Raw genomic sequence first — 18,268 nt, 5'->3', positions numbered from 1 at the left:
GCTGTCGTGAACCGAGCCTGAAGTCTCGGCCCTGCGGCTTCCATCCCTTGCGCGGGTCTAGTCAGCCTTAATCGGCTGATACTTCTTCTGTTTGTTTTGGGCCTTGCAGGCCCGTCCTCCGTCAAGACCAAGCCCTTCACATCGGCTTCGGGCGAAAGCCAGGGCCGTGGCTCGGCTTTGCCTGCGCCCGCACCATCCTCCTGGCTTTCGGTCTGGACGGCCGTCCCCCCGCTCATTGGCGCGGGCCTAGTCCGGTTGCATGCGCAACCGACTATCCAAGGAAGGAAAAAGCCAATGAAAAAAGACGTTTATCAGAAAGTATCCGACAAAATTGTTGCCGATCTGGAGCAAGGCGAGTTGACATGGCTGAAGCCGTGGAGCGCTGGCAATCTAGAAGGAAAGATCACCAAGCCGCTACGGCACAACGGCATGCCTTACAACGGTATCAACGTGTTGATGCTTTGGGGTGCGAGCGTCGAGGCGGGCTATCTCTCCCAGTACTGGATGACCTATCGCCAAGCCAAGGAACTGGGCGCACACGTCAAGAAGGGCGAGCGCGGAAACCTCGTAGTCTATGCCAACACCATCACGAAGACCGAAGAGCAGGTCGATGGATCCGAGGAAGAGCACAAAATCCCGTTCATGAAAGGCTATAGCGTTTTCAATGTGGAGCAGATCGAAGGCTTGCCCGAGCACTACTACGCCAAGCCGGAGCCAATCATCGATCCGGCCTCACGGATCGCGCATGCGGAAGGCTTCTTTGCGAACACGCGCGCCGACATCCATCATGGTGGCAACAGCGCACATTATGCAGGCGGGAGCGATCACGTGCAGATGCCGCTTTTCGAGACCTTCCGAAGCCCCGAGGCCTACTATGCCACGTTGGCGCATGAGCTAACGCATTGGACGAAGCACAAGAGCCGTCTTGATCGTGACTTTGGCCGCAAGCGTTGGGGCGATGAAGGCTATGCCCGTGAGGAGCTTGTTGCCGAGCTTGGCGCAGCCTTTCTTTGCGCCGATCTGGAATTGACGCCGGAGCCCGGCACAGATCACGCCGCGTATATTCAGAGTTGGCTTAAGGTTCTGAAGGAGGACAAGCGCGCGATCTTCTCAGCCGCAGCCCATGCGCAGCGCGCAGCAGATTTCCTCCATGGCTTGCAGCCCGTGATCGAGGAGGAGCAGGAAGCTGGCGCCGCCGCATAGGCGGCTCCAAACATACAGAAAATTTCGGCTGGCCTCACGGCCAGCCGCGCCTTGTACGGTGTGAAAGTGACCTGTGGATAGAAGAGTCAAATCTATTTCTCATTCATGATACCTTGTTTACTGTGAATAATTTGCAGTTCAATAGTCGGATTAAGAAGCGCAACCATTCCATTTGGATTTGTTTTAGATGAGCATTATGTAGCTGCATGATTTTATAAGTGATTTGGGGATATTAGATAGTTAAGGGAGAAAATGTTTGGATGGATAAAAAAGCGAGTACTTGAAGCCTCGGCTGATGCTATGAGAAACGATATAGAGAGGTTTACCACGAGTTTAGCTGGTGCCGATGCAGAAGAAATATCTACCCTCTTAATTTTAGCTAATAGCATGCGGATAAAACTTTTGGAATCTGGGAGAATTCCAGACGCTGCGCTTGATCTAAGAATACCTCGTGATGAAGAAATATCAAAACAGTGTGACACGTGTCCAGTGGTGCTAACACGTATTATTAAGGATTTTCAGAAGATCGGTCAGCCCTCAGATGCAGCAGGTGTCATGATTTGGCTTCACAGTGTAAGGGCCTTGAACGTTCCAGAAATTCGGATATTTGGCAGGCAAATGTGGAAACAACTCCAGCGTGGGTTTCCACATACTGAAGAAAAGCTTGCCATGATGCGCGAATTAATTGCTGATAAATTGCCCGAAGGCATTGAGAAAGAGCTTCATTTCATTCCTTATGGATTGCAGCCAGAGTGAGAGTCGCAACCAGCCTAACGGCCAGCCGCGACTGATTTAGAAGCGTGGTGCACGGCATGCCAATTCATCCTCGATATTGCGCAAGCTTGTGAGCGCATCGCGGTACTCTTGCGAGCCACGAGGCGCTGCGGCGAAGGCATTGAAAGCCTCACGATAGAGGCCGTGCAATTCTGCCGTGCTGCGGGATGCCGCTTCAAATCGGGTTACGAGTTTCATCGTATCCTCCTTTGTTTCAAGGAGGCCCCGAACCGCTCAGGGCCTTTCGGCCCACGCACACATCATCATTGGCCAATGAAGGCTCTGATGGGTCGGGAGACGCTCTTGGAATGGAGGTGACGACGCGCAAGCGCGCTTGTCTTCCGGTTTGGGCAGCATCTTTGTCAGGCAGGATCGGACGAACACTGAGTGCAGGCTCCATGTCTTTGCTTGCACGCGTTCGGGTAGCAGCGAGCTAGCGATCAACTGCTCTGCGGATTTTCGTGGATGACGGTTTTCCAGCGGCGTGTCGGCGCGCCTCCTTGGGCTAGGCCGTCTTCGTGCTGATCTGTTCCCCTCTATGTCTGTCTGCTGGCTTGCTTGGTCTTGCCCTTAGTTCCCTGACCGGACGCGGCCCCGTCTTCAATGTCCTGCCCGCACCACCTGGCTGACGCCAGCCGTGTTGAACATGAACCCTGCGCCTCTGCCTCCGGCGCGTCGGGAGGGCGTTAGCAAGCCAACCGACAAACAAAGGAGGAAATCATGGCACGCGAATCCGAAACCCAAACCCAACATCAAAACGCGCCCGACTATCTGGCGTGGCACGTCACCCAGCGAGGCGAGAAGTCCTACTGGACCAAAGTTGGAGCCGCCTGGCAGCACCGCGACGGACGTGGCTTCACGCTTCAATTGGAAACCTGCCCGATCAATGGCCGCATCGCCCTGCGCTTGCCGCTAGAAGATGCCCCAGAAACCGCAAACGAAGCGGGGCGCTCATGAGCGCCCCCATCACATCAAACGACGTCGTCTTCGTCGACCCATCACGCCTTGCTTCGGGAAGATGGTGTCACCAGACCGACCGGATGATCGGCGAAGGTGACATCCATGCCTCCTACAGTGCGGATAAGATCGGTCTCGAAGGCCGCGTTCGCCGACCGTTTCCTTGGCAGAACGGCCAATGCGTTTGTACATCAGTCCGTGGGATCAGCGGTGAATATACCTTCGAGGCCTACAGGCTCGTAGCAATCCGCTACTTCGATGGCACTCCCGAGACCTACCGCGAAGCGACGATGAACAGCGCAGCCAGGCGCGAAAGCGGCATGGGCTTCTATCAGGGCATGCTGGTTAAGCATGCCAAGAAGGATTTCGTGCTTGTTGGACCGCCAATTCGCTTCCGCTCAAACGAAACCGAACAGCTTTCCCTGCTATGACAGGGAAAGCGCCCCAAACGGCATTCGTTTTCGTGAGCGCATGCTTTTCGAGTTTATCGCGCTGCCCGCTGAAGACGCGCGGCATAGTCCGCATGAGCCTCAAGGCTCATCAAGGGCTTGAGGGTCTGTTCATCCTCCATACGGATTGTCGCAAGCCAATCGCTAAGCGGGGCCGCATCGTCGGCAGCAAGAAGCATTGTCCCGTCGCACGGCGCATAGATTTCAACAGACCGCATGGTGCCATGAACAACGCCGATGGGATCGCCCGCTTCGAACTTTGATGCTGAAGCGTACCATTCGAGCATGAGCGTCTCGCCCATGCCGTTCTGGAGATAGGCACTGAGGCCGATATCAACCTCACCACCGCGAATACGCAGTCGTTCATGGCTGGCAACGCAGAATTCCTCATACATTTTGATATCCTCTAGCCTGGTTCATGATCGCGCCCGCGATCCCGGTTTCTCTGTTCCTGCCGTGCTTGTTCTTCACGGCGCTGCCGTTCTTCGTTCCGCCGACGCTCAGCGCGCATTTGTTCTTTGTTCTGATCTTCGAAGCGCTGCGTCACATCCATCGGGGCCTTGCCGCCCAGCATCATGTAATGCGCCACGTCGCGATTAAGCGCCTGCATTTGCTCTTGCTGCTTTGCGCGTGCGAGATCGGCGTGTTCCTTTAGCCTGCGGCGCTCATCAAGTTGTCGCTCGATCATCGCTTGCCTTTCGGCGCGGTCGCGTTCTTGTGCACGGACCATCTCGGCTTCGTTCTCCTCTCTGATCTTGCGGTTCTTCCCCGTGATCCAGCCCCATAGACCGCGAATGCCTGTCGGGGTGCGTTCGGCGCGCTTCTGTTCCTCTTCAAGCCAGCGTCGCTCATGCTGAATCTTGAGCTGATCGCGCGTGTAGCGCTGACGCTGCACCATCTGCTCTCGCTGATATTGCACAGCGAGGTTTTCCTTGAGGGCTTGTTCTTCGGCTTCCTTCGCCCAGGCGCGGAGCTTGGGCGTCATGCGTTCTGCAATAAAGCTCTTGGCATCATCAGCCGATTGCAGCTTCTGCGGATTGCCCAGGCGGGCTTCGAGTTCTTTGGTCTTCACGCCTGTACCGCGTGAAAGTGAGTAAACCTCACCGCGCCAATCCACGGCGACAAAGCCGCGCCGATCACCTTGCGCCAGCATGTAGCCGCGCTCGCGCATCGCCGCTTCAAAGCTCCGGCGGAAGTCCGAGCCTGCCCAGGCTTCACGCATGGCTTCTTTCATCGCCTTCGGGTCTTGGCGCGTGCGCTTAGCTTGCTGCCATTCTGCACGGCTGTAGCTGAGCGGATCGCGAAGCTCGCGATCTTGGAAGCCCTTTGGCATCTCCCAACCATGCTCGCGATACAGATCGCGCGATATGCCCGTCAGTGTGTTCTTGTAGAATGGAAGGTTGATGGCCTTCATCTCTTCGCCATCGATACGGCTCCATACGGCATGCGCATGCCTGCGTCCGTCTTTCTCATGGAAAACAATAGCGCGAGGCTGACCGTCCAGACCAAGCTCCCCTTCGACCCGGCCTATGGCAGATTCGAAGCTTTCAACCGAGACATGCTCATCCGGTGGAGGGTTCAGGCTGAGTGAAAAGAGGTGGTTTCTGGCTCGCGTGCCTTTGGCAATGGCATCCGCCTCTTGGAAGGCTTCAATGACGTCATCGCTGACAAAGCCCCGTACCTCATGAAGCTCGACATGATCGTTGTCTCGCATCGCCATCAGGTAGCGACCGAGTTGCACAGCATCTCCGCGCTCTTTGGCTTTGAGGATCATGGCGCACCGCCCGACTTGCCGAGGGCGCGCATCAACTCAGTGCGCATCTCAACAATCTCGCGGCAAGCCGCACTAATCTCCGCTTCGATATCGGGATGGACGGGCAGCGTGCCCGTATTCACTGCCCGTGCGAGCTGATTGAGGTTGGAAGACAGGCGGGTCTTCCCCAACGCAGCCAGAACACGCGCCAGGGCGATATGATCCTCCACAGGGCGCGTATTGCGCCTGCGAACCTTTTCCAGGTCCTCACCGAACAACTTTGCCTTGATGTAAGCCCCCAAAGGCAGACCATTTGCGGCCTCTTCGAGTTTGACACGTTCCTCGAAAGTCAGACGTAGCGAGAACGGCGCGGGCGTCGCACCTTTAGCTAAATTATTGTATTTATGGCGCGAATTCGTCATCTTCGCACCTCTGATCGGCTAGATCAGTCTGTGCGAGAAGGGCTTCCCATTCTTGTAAAGTGTCGAAAAGAGAGTTCAAACTTTCTCTCTCTAGGCGCACCATAAACATCCTGAAAATAAACAATAATCGAAGTCTTCAAAAAAGTGATTTCGTTGACTGATTCCTGCAATACCGGATAAACGCTATTTGTCTGACAAGTTTTTTGACGCCTGCGGAACACTAAACTCTAGTTTGTCCTTGCAGCTTCTAAACCCAAGATGCACCGCGTAACGTGTAGCATTTGTTGGCAACTCTTCTAAAAACTTAACCCAGGGATCGATCAACTTAGTGCACAAACATCAGCGACAGAACTCCTACAAGGATCAGGCTCAGCGCCCACACCAGGTCCAGGTTGAACCAGCTCTTGGACAGAAACCGCAGCCCCAGCCAACGGTAGACTCCGAACGCGAGCAGACCGCCAGAGGATGTCATCGCCACGGTGTGAGCCACGGCAACCAACACGGCGACTTTCGCGTTGCCAGTCATCAGGTCAGAGGCGGCTGCGTGACCCGGGTCGGTTGCGATCGTGCGGCAGATGCCAAGATAGATGGGCACCAACATCAATCCCGCGCCATGCGCCATTGCCGCTAGAAATGACCACAGTGCAAGCCGCGACGGCGGCACGCGCGCAAGAAAGCGCGGGTGGCGGCGGTTGAACAAAAGATAGACGCCCAGACCGATCACAAGACATGCCGCGCCAATCTGAATTTCCCGTTGCCTCTCGGCCAGAAACAGCAGCGCTGTGAAAGGAAAAAGAATGGCAGCCATCGCAACTAGATGCCCGGCGGCCAAAGCGATCAATGCGTTGAAGAAACTGTTGCGGCTCTTGTCCATCAATGCGGCGGAAACCGCCAGCGGCCACCCCATCCCGGGATTAATCCCATGGTATATGCCCGAGGCGACAACAGCCCACCAAAGAGCTGTTGTCGTTTCCAATCCGCCCACGCGTCAGACGGACGGGTAGCAGAAACTATCGGTTGAACAGTCACCACCTTCCAAGCGGATCTGGTGGCTGCGATAACCTTTCGGGAACTCAACATAGAAATCCTTGTCCAGTTCCAAGCCACCGTTTTCACCGACATTCGCCATGACCATTTGCCCGCCCTCATCGTCGGGGTAGAATTGATCATCCCACGTTGAATACAACGAATTGGTCCAATAGACCCGCTTGCCATCCCGGCTGATCTCGACCATTTGCGGACCGTAGGCAAAGCCTTTGCCATTTGGATGCTTCGCGCCTCTGGCAATCCCGCCTAGCTCTACCTTCCCGGTCAGCTTGGGGTTCATCGGGTCGGAAACATCATATTGGTGCATTTCACCCTGACCCCAGCACGCGACATAGAGGTACTTATCGTCAAGGCTAAGGTCGATGTCGGTCACCAAGGGCGGCACGGCCTCGAACCCCTGCAACAGGGGTGGGAGGTTCTCGGCCTTCTCTGGCCGTGGATCAATTGTGATGGTCTTTTTCGCCTCGAACGTGCCGTCGTCTTTTTGCCACCACGTGAAGATGCAACCCTGCAGGTTTGTCGTGTCGACCACGACACCACAGAATCCATAATCCTTTGCAGGGTCATGAGCGGGCCGGATTTCCAAAGCCATTTGATGGTTTTCGCCCAGATCAATGGTCTGGACATTCCGGCGTTCACGCAGGTTCCAGAAGTGAATTTTGTGACCATATTTGTTGGACAGCAAATCCTCGGCCACGATCCCGTTTTCGAATTGCGGCGGCAGTCCCCATTCGGAACTCACCATGTAATCACGCGGAAGGTTCCACCAAAAATCATAGTGCTTGTCTTGCTCGCCCCGGTCCATTTCGTAGCGCCCGAGGATATCGAATGTCTCGCAATCCATGATAAAAATGCCCGGAGGTCCATCAGTTCCATCCGGCCCGCCGCCGCCGAGTGTTGAAACGTAGATACCTTCGGGGCCGCAATGGATCGTATGCGGGCGCGAATAACCGGTTTTGGCGAAGACCTCTCCTGGCTCGATAATCTTGTGAATTTTTGCCTTCAGCGGCTCTTTCACGTCGATTACATAAATGCGAGAGGACCGGATACCCGGTATAATCAGATATCGCCGCTCTAAAAAGGCATGTCCGGTCAATGGAGACAGGGCCGAAGAGCAGGCATTCCAGCCAAAATGATGAAACTCATCCCCCTTGTTGGGCATCATAAGCTTGTGGACGATCTGGCTGTAAGTCTTGGATTTCGGATCAACATCTATAACGGCAAGCCCATCGGGTTCCGAGCCATCCGGGCTGAGCATCAATGTGAAGGCAAGCGTTTCCGCAGGCGCTTCCATGGCAAGTTTTGGGGTTGCGTGAAATGTAGGGTCAGGTCTCAGGTTCATAGCGGGCTCCTCCCAGGCCATAAGCGGTAGATCACTTGCAAGACGGATCTGATCTCGCCTGGCGGGAAGAGTGCCACAAATTCCAGATTCGTTAAAATGTCGCGTTTCTGGTCCAATGGGCCAGCGAGCTAAAGCCAATTCGATAGCTCAGGATCGCAGTACGGGACACCACTCAGTTCGATAGAGTGACAAAGAAATTTACTCTGTTTCTAAGAGCTTACGCAGTTCAACACCCTGGCTTGCAGCGCTCGCGACTATTGCCTCACGCAGGGACTTGCTGCGCTGGACAAGTCTGCGGAATTTTTCCTCGTCCAATATCAAAAGTGTCGTGGGCACAATCGCACGGACGGTTGCCCGGCGTTTTTGGCGCAGTAACAATTCAGTCTGACCAAAAATTTCGCCTCGGCCCAAGCGCCAGCTTTGTCCAGCCATTTCGAGCTCAACCGCGCCTGAGACGATAAAGTAGACCCTGCGCGCCGGGGCGTTTTTCTGGATGATGATCTCGCCTGCTTCTACGTGGCGAGTCTTTAATGCGCGCACAAGACGGCGAAGCCCGGACGGGCTTACGTCCGACAAAACCGGTATTCGTTTTACAAGCTCCGCCGCCCTCGGTGCGATATCAATCATTGGGCGCTCTTCGGCTTCCGTGCGTTTTTCGGAAACGTCATGCAAAAGCACTGAATACAGTTCGGCCCCAATCAAACCCTCGTCGAACATCTCGGTGTATTCCCGTTCTTCCAGCCGCAAGGCGATACGGCGGATGAAGCGGCGCTGAACTTCTTCGGCAAAGCCTGGATACTGAAGCTGAAGGCCATCAAGGGCGGTGTCTACATACTCGGCCCTGCGGTCAATAAGCTCCCTGAGGATGCCCGCAACGCGACGCCCGTGTATCCGGCGAATGCGTTGATCCACAAAGCGGTAGATATCGCGAAGCACCAGACGTTGGGCAAGCAAAACTTCAAAACGATGCGCGGTTACACGGGCCAGCGGAGCCCGCAAACGCAGTCTGTCATTCAGAAAAGCGGCGACGCGAAAAAATCTGCCATAATCGATGGTTCGGCGCGCCGCCCGTAGATACCCCGTGCGCCCTTGCAGGCGCGTTGCCTCAATCAGTCGATCAATGTCCAAAAGCGCCCGTTCGGCCAAACGTGTCGAAAGCGATCGGTCGCGCATGTGGCCCAGAACAAAATTCCTCTCGGCACCGGCCAGTGCGATAAGGCCCAGGGTTACGCGATCTCGGTCCAGAATATCTTTGCGTTCCTCTGCGGAACGCACCGCGGCCTCAAGCCTTTGACCGAACTGAACAGCCTCTGACCGGATGATATCGGGTGTCAGTTCATAGCTTGATGTGGTCTTTTCCACGTCTTCGCGGACTGTTTGCAATGAAACGGCGATGACCTGTCGGGACAGGGCTTCGTCCACGGCTGAAAGCTTATCAAGCCCAAGGCGGCGTATGAATGGCCGAAGGGTTGGCCCCTGAACGATAAGGGTGAACAGGGTGAAACCCGTCGCAAGGATACCAATGGCCCTTTTTGTCTCGGCCGCAACTTGGGCGTTCTCTGTCACGGCCAATGCCAGCGCAAGAGTTACTGCACCGCGCATACCACCCCAGAGAATCGCAAAGCGGAACGGGCGATCCACTGGCGGTGAAACACGTAGCAGGGTCAAAAAGGGCAGAAAGCCAAACAGAATGAAAACGCGGGCAGCAACGGCTGCAACAATTACCACAAGGATCAGCCCAAAATCTGACCACTGAAAGCCGCTCAGCAACCTTGGGATCAACAGTGCAGCCAGAATAAAGATCAGCGCCCCGGCCCAATGCGCAAGCACACCCCAGACATCGGAAAGGCGCGCCCATGCCTGCGGGGTCAAACGCCCAGGCGCAGACAGGTTCAGAGTGATACCGGAAACAACAACTGCAATAACGCCTGACGCACCGATACTCTGCTCTGCGACGACATAAGCAAGGTATGGCAAGGCGATCGAGATTGAGATCTGCGCCAGTTCAAAGCCCTCGATCAACGACATCAACCACAGGCTGGCGCGGGCCAGAATCCAACCAGTCACGGCACCCCCAACCAAAAGCAAGGGAAACTGGATAAGGGCGTCACTTGGCTTTGGGTCCGGTGCGCCAACCATCACAAAGCCGATGAACAGCCCGAACAATGCAATCGCGGCTGCATCATTCAGCAGGCTCTCGCCTTCGATTATCCGGGACAGTCTTTGCGGTGCCGCAATTGACCGAAAAATACTCACAACGGCCGATGGGTCGGTTGTAGAAATGATCGCACCCAGCAAAAGACACGCGACGACCGATAGCGAACTTACGGCCGCAAGGGCAAAGCCAACCGTGAAGGTGGCGACAAAAACCGCGACGATTGCCAGGACGAGTATGGGAACCCAGTCATCCATCATACGCCGCAAGTTCATTCCAAGCGTCGCTTGAAAAAGCAGCGTTGGCAGGAACAAGTACAGGAAAACATTCGCGCTGATCGGTAGCCCGAGGATGGCTTCGGCCACTGGGTTCATCACTTCGGTCAGGTCGGTTCGAAGAAAAAAGACCGCAGTCACGCCAATAATCGTGCCAAGAACAGCAAGTACAACGCTATACGGAATACGAAGCCGCGTTGCGGCTGGCTCGGCCAAGCCGATCACGACAAAAAGCGATGCAACCACTGTTGTTACAAGAACAATATCCATTACACGTCTCTGATCTGGCTAAAGCTATGCCACAGGATTATTCTTGCAACCTGCTTGCCAAGTGGCCCCTAAATGCCCTGCACGTTGAACCCGAAAACTGTCCAAAAGCGCAATATTTCAAATTCTTTTTTAAAGTTAGGCGAACGGCTTACTCTTTCGCCTCTTTTAAGCTCTTTGCCACTGCTATACCAACAGATTTCAGAAATCCGTCTGGCCTGTTTTCCGAACCCGTACAGCAGTCAGGAACGCCAGCGTTGCCCATTTCGCGATCTTTGCCCGAGTTGCTTTCAAAGAATGAAAGCCACGCCTTGGCCAATAGCCGGTTCGGGATCGTTGCCCTATTCGCTTTGAACTGCCTCGATATGTTAGCATCCATCAGCCACGATGCAGGTCAGGGTGCAAGACACGCGTTCCTTTGAGAAATGAAGGCCGAAGTATGGCGGAACCCAGCCTTGCCGAAACGGACTTTTTGAAAGGCCGACTCAAATATCGGTGCGGAGCGATCCGGGCGTATCCAGCCGGGCAAATCCAATCCGAAGGCGTCAGGTCTGATGGCGACCATATTGTCCCTGCCCCTCCAACAAGTGTGTCCAGGGCAAGACAGCAGGGTTAATGCTTTTAGAATGGAGACATCAATCGTGATCAGTATCACAGCCACAATGAGAACCCTTACAGCACTCGCGGTGGCGACAATGCTACCGTCGGGATCATCTGGCGAGACATCGCACGGTTTTCCCGCTGACACGATCAAATCGGTTGTGTCCGTGCTTCCCGTGTGGCCCGGCCACGCGCAGGGTGGTGCCGGTACACGAACAGGAATTGCGCCGGAAGGTAGCGGTGTTGTGCTGCCCTCAGGTTTTGTCGCAACGGCATGGCATGTGATAGAACCAGCCGACCGCATAGATGTGCGCATATGGGATGGGCGTGTATTGCCCACAACGCTGATCGCGTCAGATGCCGCCAGCGATATCGCTCTGCTGCGCGTGGATGTTGATCTCCCGGGTTTTGAGATTGCCCCGCCGCCTGCGCTGGCGACACCAGCCTGCGCGATGGGCAATGCTTGGGGGCTGGGTATCTCCGTCACCTGTGGAGTGGTATCCGCACTCGACATTTCGGACGCTGGGTTCAATCCGGTTGAACACTTTGTTCAAACCGATGCTGCCGCAAACCCCGGAGTGTCGGGCGGCGCGCTTGTCGATGCAAACGGGCGCCTTCTTGGCATGATGTCGGCCATATTTGCATCAAGCGGTGATACAAACATTGGGGTTAATTTCGCGGTCTCGACAGACCTGCTGCTTCGTGTTGCGGATGCGCTGGCCGAAGACGGCATTGTCACTTATCCCGATCCGGGATGGAGCCTTGCAAGGCCGGGCCGAAAGCAACTTGCCGAAAAAGCCGCGCCCGTTATTTCCGCGGTACAACCGGGTGGCGCGGCTGAGGTTGCCGGGCTTTTGCCAGACGACCTTGTCACGCATATTGACGGCCGACGTGTACTCAAGCCGCGCGACGCTGTCGCGGCCCTGTCTCTCTTGCCGGAAAATGCCGCACAGGCCGACGTGAGGGTCGAGCGCGCAGGGCGACAGACTACGACAGTGCTACTGCTGAATGGGCCTTCAACGGATGACCCAAGCGCCGAGGCTCTCGGCGACTGCCCGCACCCCGCGCCGGTTTGCCGGTTGCGACAGGCGGTCTTCCCGATATCCAGTTTCGATCCGGTTGCCAGCGCCACGCGAATTGGGCCGAACCTGCTTGTGACAAACCGCCATGTGGTCGCCAATCAGCCGGACGCCGTCGTATTTACACCGGACGGTCCGCGCGACGGACGTGTGGTGCCATCTGCCTATGCCGGTGATCTTGCACTTATCGAAGTGGATGGGTTGCCAACTACAGGCATCATCGCCGAATTGGACCACGAGCAAGCGGCCATTGACGAAACCTACGCAATCGGTGCGGATGTTGGCAGGCAGGAGGTGCGCGTGTTTGAACCCGGCGATTTTATCGCGGCACCTGCACCCGGCGCGGATCTTGGGCGCGTTCATGTGACATCTTATATGCAACCCGGCGTCAGCGGTGGTGCGCTTGTCAACAAGGACGGAGCGCTTGTGGGCATCAACGCCGGTGGCGGCGAAGGCCGCTATGAAGCCATTCCAGTCGCTGATATTCGCGCCCTTCTTTCACTCAGAGATGATCCGCGCGCGGCCGAGATCACAGCCAGCCTTGGATCCTCGTTGGAGGATTGCGTTGACGCGATGGATGCCTTGGACGTCACCGCCGGGCAGGACAAGGATTTGGCAGCGCTGGCCGACACCTGTTCCGCGACCCAAAATCAAGGACAACTTTTGGAAGCAGGCCGCATTTTGGCGCGTGCGGGCGACTTTGACGCGGCGATTGCCCTTCATGGGCAGGCAGTCGATCAAGTCCCGAATTCTCTCAATGCGCGCATTTCGCTGCTGGTATCATTGCAACTGGCGGGCAGGTTCAACGAGATGACACACCACGCACGCCGCGCGATGGAACTGGCCCAGGATGACCCTCAGGTCCTGCGGTTCGCCATTCAATCAGGCGTGTGGGGCGACGCGCCTGAACTTGCTGAGGATGCATACAAGGCCTTACTTCAAGCTGATCCCACGCAAGCGCAAGCTGCGCGTCGATTTATCGACAGCGCGCCACCCGCCCCGACACGACAGTAGCTACGGATCTAACGGATTGGGAATCCATCCTGTTGAAAGCACACCGTCACGCTCGAACGGAGAAGGCTTAGCTAGTCTCAAAATACTGTTTTTAAGCTCTATGGCGGTAAGCTCTGGTGTTTCCGCCAGAAGACGCGCAGCCAACGCCGCAACGCGCGGAACAGCATAGCTTGAACCTGACGCGACACCCGACGCACCTCGAAAATCGACGATCTGCACGTTTTCAGCCGGAACCATCACATCCACATGGGTTTGGCCCCAGTTCGAGCCTTCAGCCAGACGTCCAAACTCATCCGCCGATGTCACCGTAAGGATCCGATCAGAGGACATCGCCGCCGGGTAAACCGGGTCCTTGTCGATATCCCGTCCGTTGTTTCCGGCAGAGACAATCGCAAGCACATCGAACGCGTCCAAGGCGGCCTCAAACGCGGCCCATTCCGACTTTTTGTTGCTGCCCAGCGGCATAGCTAAAATCCGCACCCCATCGCCTGCGGCCCGCGCGACAATGTCGCCCAGGCGCGTCATATCCGGTCGCGGATACCTGTAGGGAACAATCGCGGCATCGGGTGCTTCACGAACAAAGATGGACGCGACGGCCGTCCCGTGCCGGATAGGCAAAAACCGTCCGCGTGACACGTCGCCATCATAGGGCCACGGATCCATATCCCAATAGTCGAACCCAAGCGGTTGTTTGTCCGGCCCGCGCGCCAATTGATCGCGAAAAACCGGCAAGTCGTAAGCAAGCCCAGAGTCGATAAGCCCGACCCGCACACCGCCATTGTCTACGCCATCAGGCCATGGGGCTTGCAGCGTTTCGGTCCACCTTACTGTTGTGAGGTCTTCATCAAGCTGATCAAGATATTGCCAGGCGTCACCTGCTGACCGAATTTCGCGGCCCGATCGAACATTGCAACCCCCATCCGCGATCGCCAGAAGGTAAGGTTTCGGGCCGTTGCCATGGTCAAGCCACAGCGACGCTCGAAACTGTCTCAGCTGCCCGTTATGCTGGCGGCGTTCAATCTCCAGCTCACTGCGGTCAGTCATGACAAGCCGAATGGATATCACACGAGGTCTTGCGATGTTGGGACGATATTTTTCGCTGATCAGCCAACTGCCGGGAATGGCGGTCTGAGCAGCAAGACCAGTAAGCTTTGGCAGGCTGCAGACGGCGTCAACAGCATCAAGAACAGTTTGAACATGCTGCTCGCGCACATCCCGTGCGACCGCGAAACCTGGCAAAATGAGGCACGTGAGAACACACACATGCAGAAGTACGGCCATAGGTTTTAGTGTCCAAACATGTATCGTCGCGTGCATGATTTACGTGGACTCCCATGAAACCAGCCTGCCTGCCACCCGACAAGGCCAACACCCGGCAGAGGAATTTTGTTGCCGCTACTACCTGTTTACTCCGCTGCTTTCGCTTGTCCATTCTGTTTGGAAAGTGCGGCCCATGCGTCGTGTTGCGCCAAGAATACCCGCCCGTTCAAGTCGTCGATAAAATGCGACCGCTTCAAGCGGTCCATCACCGGCCCTTTCACTTCTGAAAGGTGAAGACCGACCCCCATATCCTTCAGGCGATGGTTGATGGCCTCAAGACTTTCGAGGGCAGAATAGTCCACCTCGTTTACGGCAGAAAACATCAGGACGACATTCTGGATTCCGCAGCCATTGGTGACACGTTTCTGCACAAGGTCCTCAAGGAACCGGGCGTTCACGAAATAGAGGCTCTCGTCCACTCGCAAGGTCACCAGTGCCGGGTCTGTTTCTACCTTGTGACGCAGGATATTTCGGAAATGCTGGGTCCCGGGAACAAGGCCGACCTCGGCCACATGCGGGCGCGATGTCTTGTAGAGATGCAGCAGGACAGAGATCGTGACGCCCGAGGCAACTCCGACCTCAACACCCAGGCCAAGGGTCAAAACGATTGTCGCCGCCACAGCTGTGAAATCGGCCCTAGAATAACGCCATGTCTTTTGCAGGATTGAAAGGTCAACAAGGCTCAGCACGGCGACGATGATCGTTGCAGCCAGCGTTGCGTTCGGCAAAAAGTAGACCAGCGGCGTCAGCGCGACAGCAGCAATCGCCAACCCGACGGCCGTAAAGGCACCAGCGGCTGGTGTTTCAGCCCCGGCGTCGAAATTCACGACCGAGCGCGCAAAACCACCTGTCACCGGGTAGCCGCCTGTGAACGCAGCGCCAAGGTTGGCGGCCCCCAAGCCAATCAGTTCCTGATCCGGGTCGATCCGCTGACGCTTTTTCGCCGCCAGGGTCTGCGCCACGGAAACGCTTTCGACAAAGCCAATGATCGAAATCAGGATTGCAGGAACAAGAAGTGCGCTCAAAAGGTCGGGTGCAAAACCCGGAAGCGTCAAAGGCGGCAGGCTCTGCGGAACCTCACCCACAATCTTTACGCCGCGGTCATTCAACCCTAACAACCAAACGGACAGGGTTGTTGCGACAACAGCGGCCACGGGTCCGGCCTTGGTCAGAATGTCGGAAATCAGCGGTGGCGTGCCCAGTTTGCGCAACGCGGGTTTGAGGTTGCCACGCACCCAGAAGAGGAAGCCAGTGGCAGAAACGCCAATCACAAGCGTGATCCAGTTGACCTCGTTCAGATGCGCGAAGATAGAACCCAGCATTTCGGGCAGCGTGTGCCCATGGGCGCTGATACCAAGGATATGTTTGAGCTGGCTGGTCGCGATCAGGATACCCGAGGCCGTGATGAACCCGGCGATGACGGGGTGGCTGAGGAAATTGGCGAGAAAGCCCAGACGAAATACCCCCATCAGAACAAGAAATCCGCCCGACAGGAATGCCAGCGTCAACGCTGCAACGGCATAGCCTGCCGTCCCCTGCTCGGCGACTTGCCCCACGGCTGAGGCGGTCAGCAGTGACACAACGGCGACCGGCCCCACCGCAAGCGCGCGGCTGGTGCCGAAGATCGCATATAAGATAATCGGCGCGATTGAGGCATATATGCCCGCCTCTGGCGGCAAGCCCGCCAAAAGGGCGTACGCCAAGGATTGCGGTATCAGCATGATCGTCACGATCACCGCAGCAATCATGTCATTCGAAAATGCCTTTCGGTCATAGGTGCGACCCCAGTCCAGAACCGGCAAGTAGCGGCGCAGATGGTCAATCATCGTGTTCATCCGTAAAAAGGGGCGGATCTGATCCGCCCGTTATTCATCGCGCATGAAGGAAGAAAATGCGCAAACGCGTCAGCAACTTACTCAACCACGACCTTCAGCTTTTCTGGTTTGGCCATCCATTCCTTGCCCCGAAGCATGGCTTTCCAGTAGATCGGCGGCAGTACCGTTTCCTTGAGGAACCATGCCGTGCGTGTTGGCTTTGTTCCATCCAGAATGAATTTCGGGAACGAGGGCTGCAAAGTTCCGCCATATCCGAATTCGGCCAGAACGATTTTGCCACGTTCTACCGTAAGCGGACAGGAGCCGTAACCATCGTATTGAGCCACCGCAGAGCGCCCTGCAATGTCGGCAACGATGTTGTCGGCTACGGTGGGGGCTTGTTTGCGTGCTGCGGCTGCGGTCTTGGCATTGGGCGCATTCATCACGTCACCCAACGACCAGATGTTTTCAAATTCCTTGTGGCGTAAAGTGGCCTGATCCACGTCAACCCAGCCAGCGGCATCGGCTAAGGGAGAGACACGGATGAAATCCGGTGCCGTTTGCGGTGGGCAGACATGCATCATGTCGAACTCAACCGTGACCTCAGTGGGATCAGTATCGGGCTTTGTAACCTTGAAGGTCGCTTTCTTGGCCGGGCCATCGACCGAGATGAGATTGTGGAAGAAGTTTAACCCCGCGTCGTATTTCTTGACGTATTGCATCAGGGCGGGGACATAATCCTTGACGCCGAACAGCACACCGCCTGCATTCATGAACTGGATGTCGATGTCTTTCAGGACACCACGGCGGAACCACGCGTCACCAGATAGATACATCGCCTTTTGCGGTGCGCCCGCGCATTTGATCGGCATCGGCGGCTGGGTAAAGATTGCCCGGCCTTCCCTCATCTGCTCTACCAATTGCCATGTATAGGGCGCCAGATCGTACCGGTAGTTCGACGTGACGCCGTTGCGCCCAAGCGTTTCCTCAAGCCCCTCGACCTTGCCCCAGTCGAGTTTCAGACCAGGGCACACGACCAGGCGATCATACTTCACGACCCGGCAGCCATCGAGGATGACAGCGTTATTCTTCGGCTCAAACGCCGCGACGGCGGACTTTATCCAGTGCACACCCTTCGGGATCAGACTGCCCATGGTCTTTGCCGTGCTCTGCGCGTCGAAAATACCGCCGCCAACCATGGTCCAGCCAGGCTGATAATAGTGTATGTCGGCCGGATCAATGACAGCAATGTTCAAACCGGGCTTGCGGGATTTGAGGCTGGCGGCAACCGAAATGCCGCCCGCGCCCGCACCGATGATGACAACTTCGAAATGTGCATCACCCGTATCTGTCGGGGTCTTACCCCCGTTGGCGATACGACGGGCCACGCCGTTCATGTCATAACCTGCCGTCTTGGTCGCGGAGAGGATCTCGGACATCGGGCGTTTCTTTGCCTCGTGGAACGACCAGAGCGTCGCCGACCGCGTGCCTGTTCGGCAATAAGCCAGCAGGGGGCGTTGCAGGTCTGCCAAAGCGTCACCAAACGCCCCGACATCTTCGTCCCTTACCATGCCGGCCTGAACGGGCACATAGCGCGCCTGAAGGCCAGCGGCCTTTGCAGCCGCCTCGATTTCCTCGAAAGAGGGCTGATCGGCCCCTTCACCATCAGGCCGGTTGCAGATGATCGCCTGGAAGCCTTCTGCGGCAATTGCAGGGATGTCGTCCACCGAGATTTGCGGGCTTACCGTGAATTTCGGCGAGATTTTCCTGAGTTCCATTTTTTCCCTCCACCAGAGC

Annotated in this window: 16 protein-coding genes; 6 read left to right on the top strand and 10 right to left on the bottom strand. The window is 56.3% G+C overall.

Translation table 11 applies throughout. From position 1 onward, the window contains the following. Window positions 1–294 precede the first annotated feature (294 nt). Window positions 295–1,203 carry an ArdC family protein gene (locus tag AC2FIT_RS17755; protein WP_496831363.1) on the top strand — a complete coding sequence of 303 codons (909 nt, stop codon included), beginning with the start codon at window positions 295–297 and terminating at the stop codon, window positions 1,201–1,203. 252 nt (window positions 1,204–1,455) lie between these two features. Next, window positions 1,456–1,959 (top strand): hypothetical protein, encoded by a 504-nt coding sequence (locus tag AC2FIT_RS17750; RefSeq protein ID WP_496831362.1) that lies wholly within the window; start codon window positions 1,456–1,458, stop codon window positions 1,957–1,959. Between the two features lie 36 nt (window positions 1,960–1,995). Here AC2FIT_RS17750 and AC2FIT_RS17745 read toward each other — a convergent pair whose 3' ends face one another. After that, complete coding sequence (locus AC2FIT_RS17745) at window positions 1,996–2,175, bottom strand: hypothetical protein (protein WP_496831361.1); 180 nt, start codon at window positions 2,173–2,175, stop codon at window positions 1,996–1,998. Between the two features lie 522 nt (window positions 2,176–2,697). Here AC2FIT_RS17745 and AC2FIT_RS17740 point away from each other — a divergent pair. Both AC2FIT_RS17740 and AC2FIT_RS17735 read left to right on the top strand, forming a co-directional pair. After that, on the top strand, window positions 2,698–2,934 hold the full coding sequence (locus AC2FIT_RS17740) for a hypothetical protein (RefSeq protein ID WP_496831360.1): 237 nt from the start codon (window positions 2,698–2,700) through the stop codon (window positions 2,932–2,934). Then, window positions 2,931–3,365, top strand: a complete 435-nt coding sequence (locus AC2FIT_RS17735) for a hypothetical protein (protein ID WP_496831359.1) — start codon at window positions 2,931–2,933, stop codon at window positions 3,363–3,365. The genes AC2FIT_RS17740 and AC2FIT_RS17735 overlap by 4 nt, the downstream gene beginning before the upstream one ends. A 53-nt stretch (window positions 3,366–3,418) precedes the next feature. Here AC2FIT_RS17735 and AC2FIT_RS17730 read toward each other — a convergent pair whose 3' ends face one another. The 6 genes from AC2FIT_RS17730 to AC2FIT_RS17705 all read right to left on the bottom strand — a co-directional run bounded on the left by AC2FIT_RS17730 (window position 3,419) and on the right by AC2FIT_RS17705 (window position 10,647). Further along, a complete protein-coding gene (locus AC2FIT_RS17730) occupies window positions 3,419–3,778 on the bottom strand; it encodes a glycine cleavage system protein H (RefSeq protein ID WP_496831358.1) in 360 nt (119 codons plus the stop codon). An 11-nt stretch (window positions 3,779–3,789) separates the two neighbouring features. Then, complete coding sequence (locus AC2FIT_RS17725; protein WP_496831357.1) at window positions 3,790–5,157, bottom strand: relaxase/mobilization nuclease domain-containing protein; 1,368 nt, start codon at window positions 5,155–5,157, stop codon at window positions 3,790–3,792. After that, on the bottom strand, window positions 5,154–5,558 hold the full coding sequence (locus AC2FIT_RS17720; protein ID WP_496831356.1) for a hypothetical protein: 405 nt from the start codon (window positions 5,556–5,558) through the stop codon (window positions 5,154–5,156). The genes AC2FIT_RS17725 and AC2FIT_RS17720 overlap by 4 nt, the downstream gene beginning before the upstream one ends. A gap of 325 nt (window positions 5,559–5,883) precedes the next feature. Then, on the bottom strand, window positions 5,884–6,465 hold the full coding sequence (locus tag AC2FIT_RS17715; protein ID WP_496831355.1) for a hypothetical protein: 582 nt from the start codon (window positions 6,463–6,465) through the stop codon (window positions 5,884–5,886). Between the two features lie 81 nt (window positions 6,466–6,546). Further along, window positions 6,547–7,947 (bottom strand): selenium-binding protein SBP56-related protein, encoded by a 1,401-nt coding sequence (locus tag AC2FIT_RS17710; RefSeq protein WP_496831354.1) that lies wholly within the window; start codon window positions 7,945–7,947, stop codon window positions 6,547–6,549. A 198-nt stretch (window positions 7,948–8,145) separates the two neighbouring features. Continuing rightward, window positions 8,146–10,647, bottom strand: coding sequence for a cation:proton antiporter (locus tag AC2FIT_RS17705; protein ID WP_496831353.1), 2,502 nt, complete (start codon window positions 10,645–10,647; stop codon window positions 8,146–8,148). On the opposite strand from AC2FIT_RS17705, the gene AC2FIT_RS17700 reads away from it, so the two are divergent. Then, the gene (locus AC2FIT_RS17700) at window positions 10,614–11,066 is read left to right on the top strand and encodes a hypothetical protein (RefSeq protein WP_496831352.1); all 453 of its coding nucleotides are present in this window, start codon (window positions 10,614–10,616) and stop codon (window positions 11,064–11,066) included. The two genes, AC2FIT_RS17705 and AC2FIT_RS17700, sit on opposite strands and share 34 nt — an antisense overlap. 240 nt (window positions 11,067–11,306) lie before the next feature. Next, window positions 11,307–13,337 carry a trypsin-like peptidase domain-containing protein gene (locus tag AC2FIT_RS17695; protein WP_496831351.1) on the top strand — a complete coding sequence of 677 codons (2,031 nt, stop codon included), beginning with the start codon at window positions 11,307–11,309 and terminating at the stop codon, window positions 13,335–13,337. Here the strand turns inward: AC2FIT_RS17695 and AC2FIT_RS17690 are convergent, their stop codons facing one another. The 3 genes from AC2FIT_RS17690 to AC2FIT_RS17680 all read right to left on the bottom strand — a co-directional run bounded on the left by AC2FIT_RS17690 (window position 13,338) and on the right by AC2FIT_RS17680 (window position 18,249). After that, window positions 13,338–14,381 carry a S8/S53 family peptidase gene (locus AC2FIT_RS17690; RefSeq protein ID WP_496831350.1) on the bottom strand — a complete coding sequence of 348 codons (1,044 nt, stop codon included), beginning with the start codon at window positions 14,379–14,381 and terminating at the stop codon, window positions 13,338–13,340. Between the two features lie 362 nt (window positions 14,382–14,743). After that, window positions 14,744–16,483: a SulP family inorganic anion transporter gene (locus tag AC2FIT_RS17685; protein ID WP_496831349.1), complete on the bottom strand. Its 1,740-nt coding sequence runs from the start codon at window positions 16,481–16,483 to the stop codon at window positions 14,744–14,746. An 86-nt stretch (window positions 16,484–16,569) separates the two neighbouring features. Beyond that, window positions 16,570–18,249 carry a bifunctional protein tyrosine phosphatase family protein/NAD(P)/FAD-dependent oxidoreductase gene (locus AC2FIT_RS17680; RefSeq protein ID WP_496831348.1) on the bottom strand — a complete coding sequence of 560 codons (1,680 nt, stop codon included), beginning with the start codon at window positions 18,247–18,249 and terminating at the stop codon, window positions 16,570–16,572. Window positions 18,250–18,268: the final 19 nt, after the last annotated feature.

Source organism: Ruegeria sp. YTSA135, assembly GCF_059610165.1.
The sequence above is the reverse complement of the archived record's forward strand: the minus strand, read 5'-3'. Positions and strand labels throughout refer to the sequence as shown.